At 58.8% G+C, this 21137-nt stretch carries 17 protein-coding genes and 6 pseudogenes; 13 read left to right on the top strand and 10 right to left on the bottom strand.

Annotated features, from left to right (window positions below; genetic code table 11):
- Positions 1–276 precede the first annotated feature (276 nt).
- Positions 277–570 (bottom strand): annotated as a pseudogene (locus MLPF_RS09500) (OB-fold nucleic acid binding domain-containing protein).
- Positions 571–727: 157 nt separating this feature from the next.
- On the opposite strand from MLPF_RS09500, the gene MLPF_RS09495 reads away from it, so the two are divergent.
- Positions 728–1426, top strand: coding sequence for a hypothetical protein (locus tag MLPF_RS09495; protein ID WP_045842852.1), 699 nt, complete (start codon positions 728–730; stop codon positions 1424–1426).
- 46 nt (positions 1427–1472) lie between these two features.
- Here the strand turns inward: MLPF_RS09495 and MLPF_RS09490 are convergent, their stop codons facing one another.
- Positions 1473–2237, bottom strand: a complete 765-nt coding sequence (locus tag MLPF_RS09490) for a DUF3710 domain-containing protein (RefSeq protein WP_045842851.1) — start codon at positions 2235–2237, stop codon at positions 1473–1475.
- 46 nt (positions 2238–2283) lie between these two features.
- Complete coding sequence (gene dut, locus MLPF_RS09485) at positions 2284–2748, bottom strand: dUTP diphosphatase (RefSeq protein WP_045842850.1); 465 nt, start codon at positions 2746–2748, stop codon at positions 2284–2286.
- Positions 2749–2773: 25 nt separating this feature from the next.
- Between dut and MLPF_RS09480 the strand changes: the two genes are divergently transcribed.
- The gene (locus tag MLPF_RS09480) at positions 2774–3247 is read left to right on the top strand and encodes a DUF3093 domain-containing protein (RefSeq protein WP_045842867.1); all 474 of its coding nucleotides are present in this window, start codon (positions 2774–2776) and stop codon (positions 3245–3247) included.
- A 4-nt stretch (positions 3248–3251) separates the two neighbouring features.
- Here MLPF_RS09480 and MLPF_RS09475 read toward each other — a convergent pair whose 3' ends face one another.
- Positions 3252–3554, bottom strand: coding sequence for a DUF4193 domain-containing protein (locus MLPF_RS09475; protein ID WP_045842849.1), 303 nt, complete (start codon positions 3552–3554; stop codon positions 3252–3254).
- A 171-nt stretch (positions 3555–3725) separates the two neighbouring features.
- Here MLPF_RS09475 and cei point away from each other — a divergent pair, with 171 nt between their 5' ends.
- A complete protein-coding gene (cei, locus tag MLPF_RS09470) occupies positions 3726–4376 on the top strand; it encodes an envelope integrity protein Cei (protein WP_045842848.1) in 651 nt (216 codons plus the stop codon).
- Positions 4377–4379: 3 nt separating this feature from the next.
- Here the strand turns inward: cei and MLPF_RS09465 are convergent, their stop codons facing one another.
- Positions 4380–5252, bottom strand: coding sequence for an inositol monophosphatase family protein (locus MLPF_RS09465; RefSeq protein WP_045842847.1), 873 nt, complete (start codon positions 5250–5252; stop codon positions 4380–4382).
- Positions 5253–5360: 108 nt separating this feature from the next.
- On the opposite strand from MLPF_RS09465, the gene ppgK reads away from it, so the two are divergent.
- The 3 genes from ppgK to MLPF_RS09450 all read left to right on the top strand — a co-directional run bounded on the left by ppgK (position 5361) and on the right by MLPF_RS09450 (position 10988).
- Entirely contained in the window at positions 5361–6182 is an 822-nt protein-coding gene (ppgK, locus tag MLPF_RS09460; RefSeq protein WP_045842866.1) for a polyphosphate--glucose phosphotransferase, read from the top strand.
- A gap of 177 nt (positions 6183–6359) precedes the next feature.
- Positions 6360–7970 carry an RNA polymerase sigma factor gene (locus MLPF_RS09455; protein WP_237817278.1) on the top strand — a complete coding sequence of 537 codons (1611 nt, stop codon included), beginning with the start codon at positions 6360–6362 and terminating at the stop codon, positions 7968–7970.
- 2040 nt (positions 7971–10010) lie between these two features.
- Positions 10011–10988, top strand: coding sequence for a YihY/virulence factor BrkB family protein (locus MLPF_RS09450; RefSeq protein WP_156147037.1), 978 nt, complete (start codon positions 10011–10013; stop codon positions 10986–10988).
- On the opposite strand, the gene MLPF_RS09445 is transcribed toward MLPF_RS09450, so the two are convergent.
- Complete coding sequence (locus MLPF_RS09445) at positions 10989–11228, bottom strand: DUF3039 domain-containing protein (protein WP_045842863.1); 240 nt, start codon at positions 11226–11228, stop codon at positions 10989–10991.
- A gap of 67 nt (positions 11229–11295) precedes the next feature.
- Between MLPF_RS09445 and MLPF_RS09440 the strand changes: the two genes are divergently transcribed.
- From MLPF_RS09440 to MLPF_RS09430, 3 genes are all read left to right on the top strand, one after another.
- On the top strand, positions 11296–11709 hold the full coding sequence (locus tag MLPF_RS09440) for a DUF3099 domain-containing protein (protein WP_236684928.1): 414 nt from the start codon (positions 11296–11298) through the stop codon (positions 11707–11709).
- A 190-nt stretch (positions 11710–11899) separates the two neighbouring features.
- Positions 11900–12859, top strand: coding sequence for a sigma-70 family RNA polymerase sigma factor SigB (sigB, locus tag MLPF_RS09435; RefSeq protein WP_045842845.1), 960 nt, complete (start codon positions 11900–11902; stop codon positions 12857–12859).
- 153 nt (positions 12860–13012) lie between these two features.
- Complete coding sequence (locus MLPF_RS09430) at positions 13013–13705, top strand: iron-dependent transcriptional repressor DtxR (protein ID WP_045842841.1); 693 nt, start codon at positions 13013–13015, stop codon at positions 13703–13705.
- Positions 13706–13749: 44 nt separating this feature from the next.
- Here the strand turns inward: MLPF_RS09430 and MLPF_RS09425 are convergent.
- Positions 13750–14710 (bottom strand): annotated as a pseudogene (locus MLPF_RS09425) (DUF4192 domain-containing protein).
- Between the two features lie 118 nt (positions 14711–14828).
- Between MLPF_RS09425 and MLPF_RS09420 the strand changes: the two are divergent.
- A pseudogene (locus MLPF_RS09420) lies at positions 14829–16247 on the top strand (FAD-dependent oxidoreductase).
- Here the strand turns inward: MLPF_RS09420 and MLPF_RS09415 are convergent.
- Positions 16200–16709 carry a hypothetical protein gene (locus tag MLPF_RS09415; RefSeq protein ID WP_050039026.1) on the bottom strand — a complete coding sequence of 170 codons (510 nt, stop codon included), beginning with the start codon at positions 16707–16709 and terminating at the stop codon, positions 16200–16202. The pseudogene MLPF_RS09420 and the gene MLPF_RS09415 sit on opposite strands and share 48 nt — an antisense overlap.
- Before the next feature lie 592 nt (positions 16710–17301).
- Between MLPF_RS09415 and MLPF_RS09410 the strand changes: the two genes are divergently transcribed.
- The 3 genes and pseudogenes from MLPF_RS09410 to MLPF_RS17540 all read left to right on the top strand — a co-directional run bounded on the left by MLPF_RS09410 (position 17302) and on the right by MLPF_RS17540 (position 20058).
- Positions 17302–18279 (top strand): proteasome assembly chaperone family protein, encoded by a 978-nt coding sequence (locus tag MLPF_RS09410; RefSeq protein WP_045842840.1) that lies wholly within the window; start codon positions 17302–17304, stop codon positions 18277–18279.
- A gap of 22 nt (positions 18280–18301) precedes the next feature.
- A pseudogene (locus MLPF_RS18210) lies at positions 18302–19337 on the top strand (alpha/beta fold hydrolase).
- Between the two features lie 54 nt (positions 19338–19391).
- Positions 19392–20058, top strand: a pseudogene (locus MLPF_RS17540) (PhzF family phenazine biosynthesis protein).
- A 92-nt stretch (positions 20059–20150) separates the two neighbouring features.
- Here MLPF_RS17540 and MLPF_RS09400 read toward each other — a convergent pair.
- Positions 20151–20626, bottom strand: a pseudogene (locus tag MLPF_RS09400) (heme-binding beta-barrel domain-containing protein).
- 10 nt (positions 20627–20636) lie between these two features.
- The gene (gene nrdR, locus MLPF_RS09395) at positions 20637–21095 is read right to left on the bottom strand and encodes a transcriptional regulator NrdR (protein ID WP_045842839.1); all 459 of its coding nucleotides are present in this window, start codon (positions 21093–21095) and stop codon (positions 20637–20639) included.
- Positions 21096–21137 lie beyond the last annotated feature (42 nt).

Raw genomic sequence — 21137 nt, 5'->3', positions numbered from 1 at the left:
ATCCGGGGTGCCGGTTGCCCGCTGCATTGATTCCCAGCGAATTAGCCGCTTAACAAGACCAGCATGGCCACGCTCAACTAACTTGCGATCGCGGGCAGACAAACCAGACACGGACGCCACCACAGACAACCACAAGTAAAAATAATACTGTGAATAGGTCACCCCGCCTACCTGCGCCAACACCCGTTCAGAGCCGGCACGATCATCCGAGACGAGATAACCAAGAATCCAGCGGCGGTGTGAATCGCGGCCGTACTCTCGAATCGCTGCCAGCCGTCATCGTTGAATTTCGTAATGCGGGTTATAAATAACCTTGCCCCCCCGTTGTCGGGCTTGCCCAGCCGACCCTCCACCCGCAACATACGCCCCGACTCGATGCCGGGTATTGTAGCCGTTGGTTTCCACGCTGCGCAGCGTACTCACCATTGTGACCTCCTGGGCACGTTGACAATCAATCACACGTTGCGCATCAGGTACCGAGTACCTCGTCAGATAAAATCTCGGAATCGCGGTGTCCAGGTTCTCCGTCAACCGACGGGTCAGCCGACGCAGATAACCTCGGGCCCGCATGGCCACTCCTGACGCTACTCATCCCGCTATAGACGCTTTGATCTATACAAACGGCCACCGTGGACTCGTTGGTTCCCCGGTATCATAAAGACTAAACCGGTGATGATATTTGGCTGATATTTGGCGCACCTGTGAACAGTCGGGCATTATCTAAGGGGTGGCTGTCGATTTACGTGATGTGACAACCGTGTTGCTACCTGGAACCGGATCCGACGACGACTACGTCTATCGGGCGTTTTCGGGCCCTCTGCACAGGGTGGGCGCGGCTGTACTGACGCCACCACCCCAGCCGGATCGGCTGATCGACGGCTATCTGTCCGCCTTGGACGACGCTGCGCGCGCAGGCCCGATCGGCGTCGGTGGTGTCTCGATCGGTGCCGCGGTGGCCGCCGCGTGGGCGCTCGCTCATCCCGGGCGCGCCGTCGCCGTCCTAGCCGCGCTGCCAGCCTGGACCGGGGCACCAGAATCAGCGCCCGCCGCTCTCGCGGCACGGTATTCGGCATCGCATCTGCGTCGCGACGGCCTGGCGGCGACCACGACACAGATGCAGGCATCAAGCCCGCCTTGGTTGGCCGACGAACTGGCCCGCTCGTGGCGCAGCCAGTGGCCACTGCTGCCCGACGCGATGGAGGAAGCGGCGATATACGTCGCACCGAGCTGCGCCGAGCTAGCCCGGTTAGCCACGCCACTGGGGGTGGCCGCCGCGGTCGATGATCCGATCCACCCGCTGCAAGTCGGCTGCGATTGGGTGACCGCCGCGCCACACGCCGCATTGCAGACGGTGACACTCAACCAGATCGGCACGAACGCCGCTGCGCTGGGTACTGCGTGCCTGGCTGCGCTCGCTCTCACCTAACCCTATGACGATGCGCGCTACTTAGCGGCCGCGTTAAAGAGCGGGGCTAACCGCCCGTAATGCTGTGCAACTGCTGCATCGCTGATCCCACAGCACCGCGACGTGAGGTCGGTTCGCGTGATTGCTGTCGCGCGTCGGCGTGTTGCGCACTCTGCTGCGCCACAGAAACCTCCCGCAGCTGCGCGGCCATCGGCTCGGGCAGCTGCACCGGCAACAGCGTCCGCACCGGTAGGGGCGTATCGCCACGGCGAACGACAGTATCCGCCAACGCTGCACGGGCCTCCTCGCTCAATACGTCGATGGTCTCCAGCGGACCGTTCACCACGCAGCGAATCATCCAGCGATAGCCGTCGACCCCGATGAAGTGGACCACGCCAGTGGTGGTGACAACCACTTCTCGCCCCCATGGGCCATCTTTGACTGTAACTTTGGCCGAGTCGTTGCGCAGCGAGTCAGCGAGTTCGCTGGCCACCTCACGCCAGAGACCACCCGTCTTAGGTGCCGCGTAGGCGGTGATGGTGAAACGACCGTTGGATGTGACGACCCAAACCGCGTTCGGCACCCCAACATCGGTCAGCTCGACCTGCAACTGACTCCCCTCCGGCAGAGGAATCAGCACGGAGCCCAGATCAAGCCGAGCTAGCACAGCGACCGCGGGATCTTCGAAATCGTCGATGTCGAACGGGCCTTCCAACTCATCCACCTCTTCGTAAGCTGGTAGCTCATTGTCTTCTGTATCTGCGGGTTCGGTCAACGTGCGGCTCGCACCGTCTTTGTCGTCTTTACCTGTGCATTTACCGAATGTGGCCATCACCGCAGCTCCTCCTCATCGCTTCGCTCTACATCGTCGTCGGCGGTCACAAACTCGCATGTCCGCCGGAAGAACCGTGACCACCATCGCCACGAGATGTCTCGGCCAGCCCAGCCTCGTCGAACGACGAGACCTCAACCAGCTCGACCAACTCGACCCGCTGCACAAGCAATTGGGCGATACGGTCGCCGCGATGAACCACGATGGGTTCCACTGGGTCCAGGTTAATTAGCGCGACCTTGATCTCGCCACGATAGCCCGCGTCGATGGTTCCCGGACTGTTGACGATGGAAAGCCCTACCCGCACAGCCAATCCCGAACGCGGGTGGACCAATCCGACCATTCCGAACGGGATGGCAACCGCAAAACCCGTCCGAACCAGGGCGCGTTGCCCGGCTGCCAGCTTGACGTCTTCGGCGCTATAGAGATCAACCCCGGCATCGCCGTCATGGGCACGGCTGGGGAGCGGAAGCCCGGGATCGAGGCGGACAATGGCCAGACTGATCGACACGGGGCCACAGACTACCCTTGACCGTGTGTCCGGTACCTCAGTCGCATCGCACAACGTGCGATATCGCGAGCGATTATGGGTGCCATGGTGGTGGTGGCCATTGGCCTTCGCGGTGGCAGGGCTCATCGCATTCGAAGTCAACTGGAGTGTTGCCGCCCTACCCAGCTGGCTAACGTTCGCGGCGGCGGCTGGGACATTGCTGTGGTTAGGTCGAGTTGAGATCCAGGTCATCGCGGACGCTGCCCTTGAAGGCAGCGTCGAACTGTGGGCGGGAGACGCGCATCTGCCCATCACTGCGATCGCCCAGTCAGCCGCAATCTCACGCTCGGCCAAGTCGGCAGCGCTAGGCCGCCAACTGGACCCGGCGGCCTACGTGCTGCATCGAGCGTGGGTTGGGCCGATGATTCTGCTAGTCCTCGATGACCCGGACGACCCGACGCCATACTGGCTGGTGAGCTGCCGTCACCCGGAGCAGGTCCTGTCGGCATTACGAAGCTGACTGATCAAGCCGTGCAGTCGGTGCAGATCATGACGCCATTCTTCTCGTTGGCTAGCCGGCTGCGGTGTTGTACCAGGAAGCAGCTTGAGCAGGTGAACTCGTCAGCCTGCTTCGGTATAACGCGGACCGACAGCTCTTCGCCAGAAAGGTCGGCTCCAGGCAGCTCGAAAGATTCAGCGGATTCGGATTCGTCCACGTCGACTACCGCCGACGCCGCCTCATTCCGTCGCGCTTTCAGCTCCTCCAGCGAGTCCTCTGAGACATCGTCGGCCTCAGTCCGCCGTGGAGCGTCATAGTCGGTAGGCATGTCCAATCCCCTCTAATGCCCTCATAACCTCAAGCAACGCTTTGTACCAGCGTCGAACGCATCCACCAAACGATTCGTGCCTTTATTCTTGCCCATTAAAGTGTGATTTGCGCCACATCGTTATATTTGCTCTTGTACTCAGTTTCGAACAGTGCGTTTTAGAGTGCAACTGTGGTAACACAAATCACTGAGGGTACCGCTTTCGACAAGCACGGTCGGCCCTTTCGGCGACGCAATGCCCGTCCTGCTATTTTTGTGGCGTTATTCTTGGTCATAGTGACAGGCGCGGCATGGACTATTGCATTCACCCGACCAGCGAAGGTTCGTGAGCCCAAAGTGTGTAACCCACCTACGCAATCAGCCGGGTCGACACCGACCCAGCTGGGCAAACGGGTGCCACGGACGGAGATGACTGACGTCACGCCCGCCAAACTCAGCGACACCAAGGTCCACGTGCTCAATGCCAGCGGCCGGGACGGTCAAGCCGCCGACATCGCCGGCGCACTACGGGATCTAGGCTTCGCCCAGCCAACCGCCGCCAACGACCCGATTTACGCCGACACCCTACTGAACTGCCAAGGTCAGGTCCGTTTCGGTACTGCCGGGCAAGCCACCGTGGCCGCCGTGTGGCTGGTGGCACCGTGTACCGAGTTACTACACGACAACCGCACTGACGACTCAGTTGACCTTGCACTAGGCACCGACTTCACCACGCTGGCGCACAACGAGGACATCGACGCCGTGCTGGCCGGCCTGCGCCCCGGCGCCACCGAGCCGTCAGATCCTGCACTGCTGCAAAAGATCCATGCCAACAGCTGCTGATCCTTAGTCCGGGATCGACGCCAGGCCATTGAATCTCTGCAAGGCAGCCAACAATGCATCGGCGACTCCAGGCGCAGCAGCTACCACCAATCCGGAGCCGCCCACGGGCCCGTTCCGCGTAGGCAACTGCACATAGGCCCCCGCTTCCGCCGCGATCAACGCGCCAGCAGCGCAGTCCCACACCTGCACCCCATGCTCGTAATAAGCATCTAACTGGCCCGCCGCAACCATACAGAGGTCTAACGCCGCCGAACCGATGCGACGTACATCACGTACCACCGGCAGCATCTGGGCCAACAGCGCCGCCTGGGCGACGCGGCGCACTACCGAATAGCCAAAGCCAGTGCCTAGCAGCGCCATCGACAAGTCATCGACAGCGCTGCATCTCAGCACGTGTACACCATACTCGTCGGTGACCTGCGCGCCGAGACCGCTCGCCGCCGAGTGCACCCGACCGGAAACAACTTCAGCAACCGCGCCGGCCACCGACACACCATCAACCTGAGCTGCGACCGAAACCGCGTAAGCCGGGATTCCGTAGACAAGATTAACCGTGCCATCGATAGGGTCAAGCACCCAATTGACCGTGCCTGCAGGCGTGGCGGTCAGATCAGCGGGGCCACCCCCCTCTTCTCCAAGAATAGAGTCACCAGGCCGTAGTTGAGCTAGCCGATCACGCAATAAGCGTTCTGTCTCGGTGTCAACGACGGTCACCGGATCAGTCGGGGTACTCTTCGCCTGTACCGCGCCGGCAGCGGCGGCCAGGTCAGTACCAAATACCTCAGTTCGGCGACGTCGCACGAACACGGCGGCCTCAGCGGCTAGTGATTCGGCTACGCACCGCAGCCGCGCGGGATCGTTGTCAGGTCCTGTCACTGGCCTATCGCATCACAATCGCCGCCAGATACCAGACAGTCAGTCCGCATAATTTATATTGCCAAGCTAAGGTGAGTGAACAACTCAAGCCTCGCCGAGGAGATTGCGATGACAAGCACCGACGCGACCGTGGATACTCCCAGAACCTCCCCGCCGAGCGGCACCGCCGGTACAACATCGTGGCGCCGTGGATTCGGCATCGATATTGGTGGCAGCAGCATCAAAGGCGGCATCGTCGACCTCGACATCGGGCAGCTGATTGGTGACCGCATCAAACTGCGCACCCCGCAACCGGCTACCCCATTAGCAGTCGCCAAGACCATCGCCGAGGTCGTCAACGCATTCGGATGGACTGCCCCCCTGGGGGTGACCTATCCCGGCGTCGTCACCCAAGGCGTGGTCCGAACGGCTGCCAACGTGGACGACTCTTGGATTGACACCAACGCCCGCGACATCATCAGCGCTGAGCTGAACAGCCAGGAAGTCGCAATTCTCAACGACGCGGATGCTGCTGGGCTTGCTGAAGGGCGATATGGAGCGGGCAAAAACAACTCTGGCCTGATTGTGCTGCTCACCTTCGGTACCGGGATAGGGTCAGCAGTCATCCACAACGGGAAGTTGATTCCTAACACCGAGTTCGGGCATCTGGAGGTCGGCGGTAAGGAGGCCGAACAACGAGCGGCGTCGTCCGTCAAAGACAAGTACGAGTGGAGCTACCAAACATGGGCCAAGCAAGTAACGAGGGTGCTGGTCGCCATCGAAAACACGATGTGGCCTGACCTGTTCATTGCTGGCGGGGGCATCAGCCGCAAGGCCAACAGATGGATACCATTGCTCGAAAACCGCACCCCGATGGTGGCCGCCGCCCTGCAGAACACGGCCGGCATAGTTGGCGCTGCCATGGCTTCCACCACAGATGTGACGCACTGAATTTGGCCCGGTAGGACAGTCCAGGCGCGTACCACCGTTACAATGGTCATCGGCGGTCGCCCGACCGGTAGCGCGAGTACTCACGCTGATATCAACGCCGACACATTCGACATAGCAGACACTTTCGGTTACCCATGCCCAAACCCGCCGGAAGTGAGTCCAACCGAAGGGGTGTACGTGGCAGCGACCAAGACAAGTCCGGCAACCGGTCAGCCGGTGAAGCGTACCGCCACCAAGACGCCCGCGACCCCCGCCAAACGATCGGCAACGAAGGCACCAAATGGCTCCGCCCCCGCAAAACGAGCCACCAATACAGCATCTCGAGCCACCAATACAGCATCTCGAGCCACCAATACAGCATCTCGAGCCACCAAATCAGCGACGCCACCCAAAAAAGCCGCCGAGGCAAGCGACGCTGCGAAGAAGACCCGCACCTCGGCCAAAAACGCCGATACAAAGGCGCCGTCCGCGCGGGACCGCACAGCTAAAGCCTCGGCAGCTAAAGACACCCTGAACGATCCCGAAGCTACCCTGGACACCCTCGACTCCGACGGCACTGCCGACGACCTCGATGCCGAACCGGACCTCGACGTTGAGCCCAGCGCAGACATCGACATCGACATCGACATCGACGCCGCCGACCTCAGTCTCGATGACCTCGAAGACGACGACGTAGTCACAGACATCGAACCAGGTGAAACCGAGGATGGCGAAGCTACCGCAGCCACCAAGACCGACGAAGCTTCCACGGATGATGACGAAGAGATCGCTGAACCGACCGAAAAAGACAAGGCTTCGGGCGATTTCGTCTGGGACGAAGATGAATCCGAGGCGTTGCGTCAGGCCCGCAAGGATGCCGAGCTCACCGCATCGGCGGACTCAGTTCGCGCGTACCTCAAACAGATCGGCAAGGTGGCCTTGCTCAACGCCGAGGAAGAGGTGGAGCTGGCGAAACGGATCGAAGCTGGCCTATACGCCACGCAGCTGATGACCGAGCTGTCTGAGCGCGGCGCCAAACTGCCAACCACCCAACGCCGCGACATGATGTGGATCTGTCGCGACGGCGATCGTGCGAAAAACCATCTGTTGGAAGCCAACCTGCGGCTGGTGGTTTCGCTTGCTAAGCGCTACACCGGCCGCGGGATGGCCTTCCTTGACCTGATCCAGGAAGGCAACCTGGGCCTGATCCGGGCAGTCGAAAAGTTCGACTACACCAAGGGGTACAAGTTCTCGACGTACGCGACGTGGTGGATCCGCCAGGCCATCACCCGCGCCATGGCCGACCAAGCCCGCACCATCCGCATCCCAGTCCACATGGTCGAGGTGATTAACAAGCTCGGCCGTATTCAGCGCGAACTACTACAGGATCTGGGCCGCGAGCCCACGCCTGAAGAGCTCGCAAAAGAGATGGACATCACGCCTGAAAAAGTACTCGAGATCCAGCAATACGCTCGTGAACCAATCTCATTGGATCAGACCATCGGCGATGAGGGCGACAGCCAGCTGGGCGATTTCATCGAGGATAGTGAAGCGGTGGTGGCCGTAGATGCGGTATCGTTTACGTTGCTGCAAGACCAGCTACAGTCGGTGCTGGAGACACTCTCAGAACGCGAGGCCGGCGTAGTGCGGCTTCGCTTCGGCCTCACTGACGGCCAGCCGCGCACCCTCGACGAAATTGGCCAGGTCTACGGCGTGACCCGCGAACGCATCCGCCAGATCGAGTCCAAGACGATGTCGAAGTTACGCCACCCCAGCCGTTCCCAGATCTTGCGCGACTACCTTGACTAGGAACACCGCGTAGAACGCGTTCCTAACGGCTGCTCGAGGCGTTGCCATAAGGGGGCCCAGAGCCAGGAACCGCCAGCTCGTGGTCCACGGCTGACTCCGCACTCACGTGTCCTCGACCGACATCGATACCTACTTTCTTGGCAGCTTAAGCCTTGATCTTCAAGACACACCGCTACCCGGATACCAGCGTCCTGTCGAACAAGCACGCCTAACAGCAGCTCGTCTTCCGTACTTCCTTTGCCAGCAGATCCGTGTAACCACAACCGCTTGGAATCGAACATATTTCGTTTCGCGAGCTGGCCGTCGTAGGCTCCACACCTCAGACTATTGTGATCGCATGCCTGTCAACCGCAACAGTGTCTCGTCCAGATAGGATTTCGAATCAGTGGTCGATTACTCACGCACAGTACAAGCAAGTGAGCCCTCACGTCGCTGTGTCCGGGAATACCAGCGCCAGAAATGCCGGTGATATGGCCGACCAAATTCGAGACGTTTTGCGTCGCATAAATAAAGTTGTTTTCGAACAGGCAGGGTCGGCACTCACCGACGTCATCACATACTCGCATCCATCCAACGAATATACCACGCTAGCGCAAGGCTAGAGAAGTGCACACAACTTTTCAGTCAAATACGTCCGGGAGCCACTATGGTTGAAGTGTCCACGCTGATCGCACCTGACCTATTGATGGAAATAACCTGTTAGTGGAGGTAGAAGTTCACACTTACTTGGGGTTCTGAAATCCCGCTATCGACGGGAAGGTGTCATCGGACCCCGGCAAGTATGGAGGCACTCCATATCACATCGCACACTGAAAACGGGCCGTACAGGTGCGGGACAGAGCGTTGACTCGGGATCCGCGGCAACTCCAAGCTCCCAACGCACCGGTGAGTCGAGCTCACCGGAATCAGTATACAGCAAAATCAGGTCATCGCGGTCGCGGTACAGCAGGCAAGCTGTACTTGCTCAAGCGTCGATAGACGGATGAACGTGGCCTTGCTCGCCGCGCCCACACGGGTCAGGATGAATCCCCCTGCGGCTGCGGGCACGCAACCATTCCTCTGCACCGCAAGAAATGTACCAATACGCCGAGAACCGAGACCAAGCGAGCAACCACGCCCCCTGGGGAAGGCGAAATGCGTGAGAAACGACACACCCAATAACCATTGGGGAACCAGGTGAAAACCGCTGACGTCTGAGGCAGTGTAGGCACGTCAGAACGGAGGAGCCATGAACACAGCTCTGAACAGGGCAGGACACTGCGGCGCAGGAGCGCATACGCGCGCCAAACCCCTTCAGGAGGCGAACTGCCCGTCATACTAGTTTCACGCGAACAAACACGCGGCGAAGCCGACAGCACGTTAGCATTCGTGATTGAAATCGACCCACTCTAGAACACTCGGGTCTAGAACACGCGAGAAGGCAGGTCCACATGGGTTAATTTTTAGCCACAGCAAATACTCATTAATCACGAGGCAACGATGTTTTAATGGCACTGGGCAATATTCTCAGACCCAAATCTGCGACAGCATGGTGTCCTTCCGCGAGGACTTAGTGTTGATTTCTAAAAGGTGTCGCTATCCAAGAAAATAGCAGCACCAAGCCGTCGCTCGTCAATGCAAATCATTAAACGGCCAGGGCACTCACGTGACGACACCGAAACCACAGGCCGATCACGAGTACTTGCTTTCCCCCTGTCGCATCGATTACTCATAAGACCATCGGGCAACTAAACTCGACGACGAACGGCAAAGCAAGGAATCGACAAAGCCCGAATTCCAGCTACATACAACACCGATAGGAGTCAGGTGAGCCGTGACCTACGACGATCCGTTGATGCAGGCGGAGTCCGCCTATTGGCCTACGTTACCTGTAGGAGCGCAACAATCACTTCAAACACGAAACACCCGATCGATTGCGGTTGGGCAGTGGCAACTGCGGATATGGCCAGCATTCTCCTGCCGAATCAGGCCACAGCGACACCGCAATGAGCAACACCCCATGCCGGCTACGCAAGCAGTTATCGGCAATTTTGTAATGGTATGAGCGACCAGGTATCCAAGCCGACTCGTCACCATATCTGGCGAATCAGTCTGAGGACTCTCTCGAAAAGTTGGAACGACTCGATCTTCTCGGAGTCAGCACAGGCAGCTTTTTGGTCGGCTTTGTCGCTGCCGCCACTGGTGCTAGGAATGCTGGGAAGCTTGGCTTATGTCGCGCCGTTGTTCGGCGAGGATACTTTACCCACCATCGAGCGGCGCGTGATCTCGATGGCGCACCGCTTCTTCTCCCCCAGCGTCGTCAACGAGATCATCGAACCCACAATCCGCGACGTCAACAACGGTTCCCGCGGCGAGGTAATATCACTGGGCTTTCTGATCTCGCTGTGGGCGGGATCGTCGGCGATCTCGGCGTTTGTCGATGCGGTCGTCGAAGCGCATGACCAGACACTGTTGCGTCATCCGGTACAGCAGCGGCTCTTCGCGCTGTTCCTTTACATCGCAACGCTGGCATTCGTGGTTGCGACCGCGCCGTTGGTAGTGGTGGGCCTACGCAAGGTGGCGAAACTCATTCCCCATAGCTGGGCCAACATGTTGCACTTGGGCTACTACCCGACGGTGATTGTGGGCCTGCTGGTCACTGTCATGATCCTTTACCGGATAGCGCTGCCGATACCGCTGCCGACGCACCGGCTGGTCTTTGGCGCGATCCTGGCCACAGCGGTGTTCGTAATCACCACACTGGGCCTTCGGATTTACCTTAAGTGGATCACCGGTACTGGCTATACCTATGGTGCGTTGGCGACGCCAATCGCGTTCTTACTGTTCGCGTTCTTCGGTGGTTTTGCGATTATGCTGGGCGCTGAACTCAATGCCGCTATCCAGGAGAAATTCCCCGCACCGAAAACACATACACACCGACTGCATAACTGGCTGACATCACGTATGCGTGCGTGCGCGGCCGAAACACCGTCACCGCCCAAACAACACAATACCGCAACGGCTGAGCCGGCGAACTGATCAATCCTTCTTGAGCATGTCGTAGACCCGCTTGCAGTCCGAACATACCGGAGAACCGGGCCTAGCCGCACGCGTCACGGGAAATACTTCACCGCACAACGCGACCACATGGCTGCCCATGACCGCACTCTCGACGATCTTATCCTTTTTGACATAGTGGAAGTATTTGGGCGTGTCGCTGCCCGTACCGTTGTCGACGCGTTCGTCGGTATAAGTGCGTTCGATTGTCTGGGTCTGCATACCTAGCATTGTGACATTGTGCCTCCGCACTCGCCCCACACCGAACCAAAAGCCGGACACGCCGGGGTTGATTTTTGTGTGGGATAGTGGGGAAAGTAAGTACGGATCCGAGTCGAGGTACAACAACACGTTCGACGATAATAGCCGACCGGTGCTCATCACCACCGCTGCCCCGTCGTACGAGGAGGAGCGTCGTACGCGGGTACGCAAATATCTGACCTTGATGGCTTTCCGGATTCCGGCACTTATCTTGACCATCGTCGCTTACGGCGCCTGGCACAACGGTCTGATCTCACTGCTGATCGCGACGGCTTCGGTGCCGTTACCGTGGGTGGCCGTGCTGATTGCTAACGACCGACCCCCTCGCCGCGCAGAAGAACCACGACGATTCGACAACCGCCGACGGCGCACCTCACTATTGCTGACTGCCGAGCGACCAGCATTCGAGTCGCTACGACGACCGCCGCCTGAACCGAAGTAATTGGCCACAGACGGCCAAAGCTAGCCGGGGAGTTTCCGACTGGCTAGCCTCCACCGCACTTCTCAGGACATTCTCAGGTCTTTGGCACATTTCCGCACGTCAAAGGGTGTGAGATGACGACCGGACGGGAACTCTCAGGGGAGACCCGTCGTTAAAACAAACGACAGAACGAGCCGATTGGGAGGGCGTCATGACCGAAGCCACCACAAGCCGGGTTGACAGCGATCTGGATGCTCAAAGCCCCGCCGCGGACCTGGTGCGTGTGTATCTGAACGGCATCGGTAAGACAGCGTTGCTTAATGCCGCCGACGAAGTCGAATTGGCCAAACGCATCGAGGCTGGGCTGTACGCGGGGCATCTGCTCAAAACCCGCAAGCGCCTCAGTGAGGGTCGCAAACGCGCATTAGCCGCTGTGGCGCGTGACGGCGAGTCAGCGCGTCGCCACCTGTTGGAAGCTAATCTACGCCTTGTTGTTTCGCTGGCCAAGCGGTACACGGGTCGGGGAATGCCATTGCTGGACCTAATCCAGGAGGGCAACCTGGGGTTGATCCGCGCGATGGAGAAGTTTGACTACACCAAGGGATTCAAGTTTTCAACGTATGCCACTTGGTGGATCCGTCAGGCCATCACCCGCGGTATGGCCGACCAAAGCCGCACCATTCGGCTGCCGGTTCACTTAGTTGAGCAAGTCAACAAGCTGGCCCGGATCAAGCGGGAAATGCACCAGAACCTGGGACGGGAAGCTACCGACGAAGAACTCGCCGCTGAATCGGGCATTCCGATCGAGAAGATCAACGACCTGCTGGAGCACAGTCGTGACCCGGTTAGCCTAGATATGCCGGTCGGCTCCGAAGAGGAGGCCCCGCTGGGCGACTTCATCGAAGACGCCGAAGCTATGTCCGCGGAGAACGCGGTCATCGCCGAGCTGCTGCACACGGATATCCGCAGTGTGCTGGCCACTCTCGACGAACGTGAACACCAGGTGATCCGGCTGCGTTTCGGTCTAGACGACGGCCAGCCGCGCACCCTGGATCAGATTGGCAAACTGTTCGGTTTGTCCCGCGAACGGGTCCGCCAGATCGAGCGAGACGTGATGTGCAAGCTCCGCAACGGTGAGCGCGCTGATCGGCTGCGCTCGTACGCGAGCTAAGACGCTACTGAGGCCACCCTAGGTCAAGCCCCCGCCAGCCGAAGCCAGGTAGCAGCAGTATGCCCGCCTACGGCGGGCATACTGCTGCTACCTGGCTTGGCGAACCATCGACACAGCTGGCCAAGTAGACTCGCCAGCAATGAGGGATGCTGAATGAACGACCTGGTTGATACCACCGAGATGTACCTGCGGACCATTTACGACCTCGAGGAAGAGGGCGTCACACCGCTGCGCGCCCGGATCGCCGAACGGCTCGAGCAGAGCGGTCCTACAGTGAGCCAAACTGTTTCCCGAATGGAACGAGACGGATTACTCCGGGTGGCTGGCAACCGTCATCTAGAGCTCACGGCCAAAGGCCGCGCGATGGCCATCGCGGTGATGCGTAAGCACCGCCTCGCGGAGCGACTGCTGGTCGATGTCATCGGGTTGCCTTGGGAAGAAGTTCACGCCGAGGCATGTCGGTGGGAGCACGTAATGAGCGAGGATGTTGAACGCCGGCTGGTTAAGGTGCTAAACAACCCGAAGACATCGCCGTTCGGCAACCCGATTCCAGGTCTACTAGACCTCGGTGCTGGCCCGGATTCCAACGCCGACGACGCCAACCTTGTCCGGTTGACTGAGTTGCCGTCCGGGTCACCGGTGGCAGTGGTCGTCCGCCAGCTCACCGAACATGTCCAGGACGATATCGATCTGATCACGCGGCTTAAAGACACCGGCGTCGTGCCCAACGCACGTGTGACGGTGGAGACAAGCCCAGCGGGCAGCGTGACCATCGTTATCCCCGGCCACGAAAATGTCACCCTGCCAAATGAGATGGCGCACGCGGTCAAAGTCGAGAAGGTCTGATTCATTTGCTCGGGCCAATACGGCTCGAACGGCCGCACCGGCTCCTAACCCGCGCGCTGGCCAAATGTCCGGCGCTGCGGTAGCCACACACCGAGTCGCTCAGCCAGCCAGGAGCCGGTGAAGGCGAATTTGCGTATGTCCTGACGGCTGCAGACCGGACTGCAACGCCGTCTCCGGCATGTCCACCATCCAGATAACCCGGATTGCAACATAACGCTAGCCCCCAGCGACATCCCCGCCAGCAGTCTGTCGCCGCTGGCGTAAACGCTAAACGCAAGCAAAACTAAAGCTTCGACCCACCATGGCTGCGGCAAGATGCGTACCAATACAGCCCCACAATGATTCGGCTTCGGCAGCGCTCTCGCCGAGAGCAAGGACACAAAGCGTGTCGCGTAGTGCGCAGCCCAACTCGGCGAGCTCAGTGTCGGCAAGCAATTCGCAGTTGGCGACCCGGACAGCAGCAACCATAGCGTTTTCCACATCGCGGCGGAAGCAAGCGAGAAGATCGGCGCGATGTAAGAGCTCACGTGTGGCCGTCTGTTAATCGACTTGATGGCCAACTCTCCGCGCAGCGCGTCAGGTCCTCGACCGCGATTGACAACCCGCAGATTAGCTAGCTCACCGCGGGTAAAGACGCCGGCCGTCCAGAACCGCCTCTACGGCCAACGACGACGCCGACGAGCCGTCAGTCAATCACACCGCTTGAGCCGGCAGCCATCCACGCCAGTGCTAGTCACCTGCCCACACCGCCACCCGATCTACCACATACGCTGCCCATAGCACGATGGCGTGCTGTGAAAACGCCGCGGCGGCAACGTCAACTAGATGTCCAAACCGGTCGACAAGCTTTCCGAACAGATCGACACGCATCACCGAACCCAGTCCGCTACCCCCAAAGACACCAGGACCAGTGACTTTTCCGGAACGGAGCCAAGGACGGCCAGTAGCGCGGCGATCGATGTGCCGAGGACGCTTCAACTCAAAGTCGAGTCGATGCTTTGTCATAAGCATCAACACTGACGGTCGCCACCGTCAATCGGTGCTCATGCAGCCTAGTGGAGCTGTCCGCTTATGGACGAAGTCCTGATTGTGAGTTCTACTGTCTATTTCATAGGGTCAATACGTGAGTAAAACTATAGTGGTTCTTGGTTCGGGTCCTTGGCGAACAGAAAAACGGCGGTCGCCTAAGCTAGGCTAGATAAATCCATCGCAAGCATCGAAATGGCCGAATAGTCGGCAGTGTGTGTGTGTCAACACCGGCACCATCCCATCAAAGACATTGCTTAAAGCCGTTACTACCTCACCGGAACGCATCAGCTTGAACTATAAGGAGCAAGCTATCGGGTAAAAGACCGGAGCACCCCCCGGCCGACCTGCTGGCTTGAACCCAACACCTGATAGGTGATAGGCAAGGAAATCGACGTAATACGCAACCAGGTGATGTACAACCTGGTCGACTTGCTGCTCAGACACGGCCGCTTCCTCGACCCACACAGTCTTCGATGAAGACCATGACCGCCGCAAGAAGACCACTGTTAGCGCGGCTATAACGTCGTCATCAGCTACCAGCACCACATCTGCGTGGCCTGCTGGGGTCGAGTGTGACGAGAAAAGAGTTCTCGACTCCGATGGGATCCTCGACCTCAAGTCATGGTCCTGTTCGGTGCCGGTGTGATCGGCATTGAGTACGCTTCGATGTTTTGCCGCGGTGGTCACTAAGGTGACCGTGGTGGAAAAACGTTAACGACATGCTGGACTTCTGCGACCTCGAAGTCCTCGAAGCGCTGACGTTCCATATACGCGACCTAGCAGTGACATTTCGCTTCGACGAGAAAGTCACCGCGGTCGATGGCGGTTCAGCAGGCACCGTAACCATTCTGGTCAGCGGCAAGCAGATCCCCGCCGATACAGTGATTTACTCCGCGGGGCAGCAGGGTCAGACCGATCACTTCGGCCTGGAAAAGGCTAGCCTACAAACCGTGGATAGCGGACAGATTTTCGTCGACGAAAAATTCTCGACCAAAGTGAGCCACATTTAACTCTATGCCGTCGGCGAAGTCATCGGCTTACCTGCACTCGCCGCGACCTTGATGGAACAAAGGTGCCTGGCCACCTATCACGCATTCGGCGAGCTGACGGATAGACATCACCGAACTACAGTCAGTCGGTCGGCATGTATTCGATCCCGGAGGTGACCTACGTCGGCAGCACCGAGGTGGAATTCATGCAAAACTCGATCCCCTACGAAGGGGGGATAGCTCGGTATCAGAAGCTGGTTCTCAGCCAGATCGCTGGCGACTTTCCTACGGCATGCGCAAGGCTGCTATCCACCGAAGATTTCAAGCTGCTCAACATGCATATCTTCGGCACCAGCGCCACCGAGTATGGTGCACATCGAGCAGGCCGTGATGGTGTGTGGGGAAGCACCGTCGAGTAGCTGGTCGACACGGTATTCAACTACTCAACATTCTCCGAGGCCTACAAGAACACAGCATTAGAGGTGATGAACAAGATGCGTGCGCTCAACCAGTTCCGCCGCTGACCATGCTGTCCCCGAACAGAAATCATCGAATTCGCACGGCGTGGAATCACCGAACCCGCCGGCTTGGGCGCGCACCAGCAGTTGCGCGGTGTGTTCATCGAACGGTGCCGAGTACAACCTGTTCTGCGCGCACCCACCACCTTGGAGACCACCAACCAATTCGATAACCGCCGAACTACTCACCCATGGAGCGCCGTTGACTAGCCCCTCGCACGCCAACGAGGGAAACCCGCTCTCGGTGATCCCGGTTCTAGCCTCACAGCCGATAGGTATGCTGCCCACGGCCAAAGGATATCCCGTCACGCAGACCCGGCTGTCCAGGGCAGGCGCTGTGCCCAGTGAAAGCGCGGAGCCGACATGCGATTCCATCGCACCACTAACTCGGGCAATAACGTAGTCGGCACGCGGATCCTTGTTGGCAATCCAACGTGGATCGAAGTAGAACTGGTCGACCTTCCACAAGTCGTTGGGCGCGGCATCATCCGGTCAACCCAGGAACGAACGTTGCCTGAGAATTCCCGGACACGCAGTTGGCTGGCCATGAACACAAAGTCGCTGCCCGTCGAGGTGCACCACCGAGTCCGCGCAAACGTGCATGGCGCCTCTGTCGACGAAGATTGCACCAACGCGGGTCGGGGCCCACCGGACCCGCCACCTGCTCGGGCTCGGGTTGGCTAACCTATGGTGTTGGCGCGCTACTCGGCTGCACTGGTGCGAGAGCGACAACTGCGCGATGAGCCGTCTGGCCACACGACGTCTGCAACGTCACTAGCCTGAAAAGCAGGCAAATCCACATCTTCCTAACCCGCATCGCTCTTACCATGCCTGACTGCGAGCCAGCAGCCAGAAATCGACGCTGGCCAACACGTCAACAGAACTTGCCGGCAAATTGGGCGCCGCCCGTTGGTCAACGATGGCTGCAGTCTCGCGCTTACGCGCTTTCGAAAAAAGTTGTCAGGTAGGCTTGATTGTTCCCAACTTATCGGGTCGCCGTCGATTTTGAGGGACACTAGTTACGGCACCCTGGACAGACGCACGAGAGAAGGCAACACCGATGTCCCACTATCAAGATCCAGATGACGAGCAGCACTACCAGCCAGGGCAGCCCGGCATGTACGAGCTTGAGTTCCCGGCACCACAGTTGTTGGCGTCCGATGGCCGCGGTCCGGTGTTGATACATGCTTTGGAAGGCTTTTCCGACGCCGGTCACGCGATCCGGCTCGCCGCTGCCCACCTGAAAGCTGCCTTAAACACCGAACTGGTCGCATCCTTCGCGATCGACGAATTACTCGATTACCGCTCGAGGCGACCGCTGATGACGTTCAAAACCGATCACTTCACCCATTACGATGATCCGGAGCTCAGCTTGTACGCGCTGCGCGACAGCGTCGGCACACCATTCCTGCTGCTGGCCGGTATGGAACCGGATCTGAAATGGGAGCGTTTCATCACGGCGGTGCGCCTGCTGGCCGAGCGCTTGGGGGTTCGACAGACCATCAGCCTAGGCACTGTCCCTATGGCGGTTCCACACACGCGGCCAATCACACTGACCGCGCACTCCAACAACGGGGAGCTAATTACCGATTTCACACCCTGGATAACCGAGATCCAAGTCCCTGGCAGTGCGTCCAACTTGCTGGAATACCGAATGGGCCAGCATGGTCATGAGGTTGTCGGGTTCACCGTGCACGTGCCGCACTATCTGACCCAGACTGACTACCCAGCAGCTGCTCAGGCACTACTGGAGCAAGTGGCCAAGACTGGGGCGCTGCAGCTTCCGCTATCGGCACTAGCCGAAGCAGCAGCAGAAATCCGAGCTAAAATCGATGAGCAGGTGCAGGCAAGCACCGAAGTCGCTCAAGTGGTGGCAGCTCTTGAGCGCCAGTATGATGCGTTCATCGATGCTCAGGAAAACAGGTCGCTTTTGAAGCGCGACGAAGACCTGCCTAGCGGCGACGAACTTGGAGCAGAGTTTGAGCGTTTCCTCGCTCAGCAGGCAGAAAAGAAGCGTGACGACGGCGAGTTAACCTAAACTCTTTGACGAAGTTTACGACATGACCGAGCGAAAACGCAAATCTTCGCGCGGTGCGAGAAGTCACTTAACTGTTGTTGCGTTTCCACATGATCCGCGATTATAAAGCAGGCCTACTGCATCGCCGGTTCTGGCCCGGCAATACTGCTGATCCACGGCATTAGCAACAATTCCACTAGCTAGACTTCATGCACGCCAAACTCGCCCAGCAGTTCACGGTCATTACCCAGAATCTATCTGGGCAACTGGTCAGTCCGATAGATACGCCACGCGCCGACTACTCCGTAGCGGGCTATACGCCAACGAGATGCGTGATCTGTTCAGCGTAATTAGCTCGATCGAGCAACCCTAGTGGGTCTATTAACCTCGGCGGCGGGGTGGCGATGCAGTTCGCCTACCACTTCCCTCAGGTGGTCAACAAGCTTATCCTGGTCTCCACCCCGCGGCGTCACCAAAGATGTCTCCTCTTTGTATTCCGGTGTGCGTCGTTACCGATGGGCAGCGGGGCTCTAGCATTTCTGCGGCTACCCCTGGTGCTGTCAGCGGCATAGTTAGTCAGCCGGTGTTAGGCATGGCGATCGGAACGACCAGCCTGAGTCGCGAGCTACCAAATGTGCTGCAGATTTTAGATGATCTACCGAAACCGACGACCTCATCGGCGTTCGGCCGCACCGTGCATGCAGTAGTGGATTGGCGCGGCCAGATCGTAACCATGCTCGATCGATGTCATTTGACCCAGGCCATCCCAGTGCAGATCATTAGTGCATAAGATATGTATGGTACCAGTCCGTCACCCTTGGATAGCACACACCGCGATCCCTGGTTCCCTACTGGAGATCTTTGAGGGCGCTAGCCATTACCCGTTTCACGACGACCCGCGTCATTTCATCGACGTCGTTCAGAGCTTCCTCTACGACACCGAACCCGCCGAATACAATCAGGCCGCTCTGCGTGAATTGCTCCACACCGGCGGCGGCGAGCTAACCGTGACCAACTCGGCCAACACCCACGTAACGATGCTAAACACCATCGTTTCCGACAAACGCAGTGCTACCTAAGCAACCCATCCGCACGCTCGTCGTGCTGCAGGACCGTACAGCCGAGCTGTTGGTATCAACGTTACGTTAGTGCAGGTTTTCACCGACGCAGACGTAACGTTCGGGAATCCACTCGGTGTGGTTGACACTAGCCAAAGCGAAACCGGAGACCGGCAACATCTGGCAACCCAATTGGACTCTACAGCGAAACAATATTTGTCGATCTGTCCAACGCCGACTCGACTACCGCGCACAGGTCTATCCACATCTCCAAAACGAACTCCAGTTCGCCAGTCGTCCAACGGTCGGAGCGTCGGTCTTGGTAGCTGCGTGCCAACGGCATGCCAATCAACACTCTGCAGATCCCGGCTGACATCGCGCAGGAAACTACATTATCGGTGTACGAAGCAACCTTACCGGAATCAGGGCACGCACGGAATGAGCTCCTGAATTCGCTATCTACAACCTCGACTCACTCGGCGCCCTTGGCTCCGCCAACCCAGGACAACCCAGCCGATTTTCTCAACAACGTCACGCAATGACACACACCACCTGTGGCCTGGGCCGACGACCCGCCAGGATACTGCCTGCGCGAGTGTTTGCCGCCCACCTGGGCGTACCAGAAGACAAAACTACGGGCTCGGCGGCGATAGCGGATTACCAGACCACCTCAGCCGCGACCTGATTCATCAACCAGGGTAAGGGGTTTATGATAGCAACCACCCGGAACCCCGAGGGCTGAGCTCAGGTAGCTGACCAAGTCGTCAAAAACGATGTGACATACTTTGGACCGATTGTGGCGAGTGCAGCGACCCCAGCCCGACCAGCGAGAGTTCATTGATTTCGGTGCAACACGGCGGCGAGGTGATCCTGTAGGGATTGCCCAGCTCCGCCCATCTGCACTGAGTATGAAAGCTCGTCGTCATAGATGCAGAAAAAACGATCAAGCGCAGTCACCTGTTTGGCGGTCAGAACCAAGCCGATCATTGTTGTGACCAACTAGACTTCGATGAGATCGCCGGTCACCAAATATGTACCCACTTCGATTTAAACTATACCGCTGGGATGGGCGAGAACCAGCTCAATGCGACCCGGCTGCAGCACGCGAAGTTAGCTTGTCTCGGCGTACAACAGCTTCCCGTCGGTTACTGTCCTGATTTTCTGCGCGTAAGTCAGGAAGATTCTATCCAGATGGGAAAACACAACTTCCTCGAGGTACTCGAACGGCTGGATCGTCGGGTACTTAGCCCGGCCCACGAACCAAGCAGCGGTGCCAGTGTCTGAAGATCAGGGCACAGATCGGAGGGCATGCAGCCATGCCTAAGTGGATACTTTGCGGTGCGCGCGAAGCGCCTCGATCTCGCGCTCGAAGTCGTCGGCCGACGAAAAGGACCGGTATACCGAAGCGAAACGCAAATAAGCCACTTCGTCGAGTTCGCGTAAAGGTCCAAGGATCGCCAGGCCAACCTCGTAACTTGGGACCTCTGGCAACCCCGCAGCACGCACGGTGTCTTCCACCTGCTGGGCCAAGAGGTTCAGCGCGTCGTCCTCTACCTGACGACCTTGGCAAGCCCGACGGACGCCGCAAATGACCTTCTCCCGGCTGAAGGGCTCCGTAACACCGCTGCGCTTAACGACGGCCACCACCGCAGTTTCTACGGTGGTGAACCGCCGCCCGCACTCTGGACACGACCGACGGCGTCGAATCGCTTGGCCTTCATCAGTTTCTCGCGAATCAATCACCCTAGAATCGGTATGCCTGCAGAACGGGCAATGCATGACCGCTCCTTTGCTGGGCTGACGTCGAGGTACCGCAGACGC

This window comes from Mycobacterium lepromatosis, assembly GCF_000975265.2.
Lineage (GTDB): Bacteria > Actinomycetota > Actinomycetes > Mycobacteriales > Mycobacteriaceae > Mycobacterium > Mycobacterium lepromatosis.
This window is presented reverse-complemented; position numbering and strand designations above follow the sequence as displayed.